Source organism: Mesorhizobium sp. WSM4884, from assembly GCF_029625675.1.
Classification (GTDB): domain Bacteria; phylum Pseudomonadota; class Alphaproteobacteria; order Rhizobiales; family Rhizobiaceae; genus Mesorhizobium.
Window position 1 is genome coordinate 1 of the sequence record NZ_JARTVO010000046.1, and the last position, 1,784, is coordinate 1,784.

Consider the following 1,784-nt stretch of genomic DNA (forward strand, 5'->3'; position numbering starts at 1 on the left):
GACTGCCTTGGGAGGAATGCCTGATGAAAACGCGAGCCGCAGTTGCCGTTGGTGCTGGAAAGCCGCTTGAGATCATGGAGGTGGACCTCGAGGGGCCGCGCGAGGGCGAGGTGCTGGTCGAGGTCAAGGCGACCGGCATCTGCCACACCGACGAGTTCACGCTGTCGGGCGCCGACCCGGAAGGCATTTTCCCGGCGATCCTTGGCCATGAGGGGGCCGGCATCGTCGTCGACGTCGGCAAGGGCGTGACCTCGGTCAAAAAGGGCGACCATGTCATCCCGCTCTACACGCCCGAATGCCGGCAGTGCCCGTCGTGCCTGTCGCGCAAGACCAACCTGTGCACCGCCATCCGGGCAACGCAGGGGCAAGGGTTGATGCCGGACGGCACCTCGCGCTTCTCGGTCAATGGCGAAAAGCTCTTCCACTATATGGGCTGCTCGACCTTCTCCAACTTCACCGTGCTGCCGGAGATCGCGGTGGCCAAGGTCAATCCCGACGCCCCCTTCGACAAGATCTGCTACATCGGCTGCGGGGTGACCACCGGCATCGGCGCGGTGATCAACACGGCCAAGGTCGAGCAGGGGGCGACCGCGGTGGTCTTCGGCCTCGGCGGCATCGGCTTGAACGTCATCCAGGGGCTTCGCCTGGCCGGCGCCGACATGATCATCGGCGTCGATGTGAACAACGACAAGAAGGCCTGGGGCGAGAAGTTCGGCATGACGCATTTCGTCAATCCGAAGGAGATCGACGGCGACATCGTGCCCTACCTGGTCAACATGACCAAGCGCGGCGCCGACCAGATCGGCGGCGCCGACTACACCTTCGACTGCACCGGCAACACCAAGGTGATGCGCCAGGCGCTGGAAGCCTCGCATCGCGGCTGGGGCAAGTCGGTCATCATCGGCGTCGCCGGCGCCGGCCAGGAGATTGCGACAAGGCCCTTCCAGCTGGTCACCGGCCGCACCTGGATGGGCACCGCCTTCGGCGGCGCGCGCGGCCGCACCGACGTGCCGAAGATCGTCGACTGGTACATGGAAAAGAAGATCCAGATCGATCCGATGATCACCCATACGCTGAAGCTGGAGGACATCAACAAGGGCTTCGACCTCATGCATGAGGGCAAGTCGATCCGCAGTGTCGTGGTTTACTGAAGCAATGCCGCTAGGCCGCGGCCCGAAACGCCCGCGCCCTTTGTGGTCAACATGGGAGGAAGTGTAAATGGCGGAAAAACTGCATCCGAAGATCGACAACGGCCTGCCGAAGGAAAGCGCTTCCTTTGCCGGCGGCACGCTGGTCTGCCTCTGCACCAGCAACCCGGTCAAGGTGAAGGTCAAGGGCCAGATCGCCCACAACCACGCCTGCGGCTGCACCAAATGCTGGAAGCCGGAAGGCGCGATCTTCTCGGTGGTGGCGGTTGCCGGCACAAGCGACGTCACCGTCACCGAGAACGGCGACAAGCTGAAGGTGGTCGATCCGGCGGCGCTGATCCAGCGCCATGCCTGCACCGGCTGCGGCGTGCACATGTACGGCCCGGTCGAGCGCGACCATGCCTTCAAGGGCCTGTCCTTCATCCACCCCGAGCGCTTCGAGGAGGACGGCTGGTCGCCGCCGGGCTTCGCCGCCTTTGTCTCCTCGATCATCGAATCCGGCGTCGATCCGAGCCGCATGGCCGGCATCCGCGCCCAGCTGAAGTCGATCGGGCTCGAACCCTATGACTGCCTCAACCCAGGCCTGATGGACTACATCGCCACCTGGACGGCCAAGAAGTCAGGCGCCTTGGCGGC

2 protein-coding genes are annotated in these 1,784 nt (G+C 64.5%); both read left to right on the forward strand.

The window, feature by feature from the left end; translation table 11 throughout:
* Positions 1-23 precede the first annotated feature (23 nt).
* Positions 24-1,151: an S-(hydroxymethyl)glutathione dehydrogenase/class III alcohol dehydrogenase gene (locus P9236_RS30580; protein WP_278078199.1), complete on the forward strand. Its 1,128-nt coding sequence runs from the start codon at positions 24-26 to the stop codon at positions 1,149-1,151.
* Positions 1,152-1,218: 67 nt separating this feature from the next.
* On the forward strand, positions 1,219-1,784 hold a 566-nt coding region (gene gfa / locus P9236_RS30585; protein ID WP_278078198.1), incomplete at its 3' end, for an S-(hydroxymethyl)glutathione synthase.

Excerpts from the sequence above, each read along its gene's own strand:
- P9236_RS30580 (WP_278078199.1), top strand. The coding sequence starts at position 24 with ATGAAAACGCGAGCCGCAGTTGCCGTTGGTGCTGGAAAGCCGCTTGAG.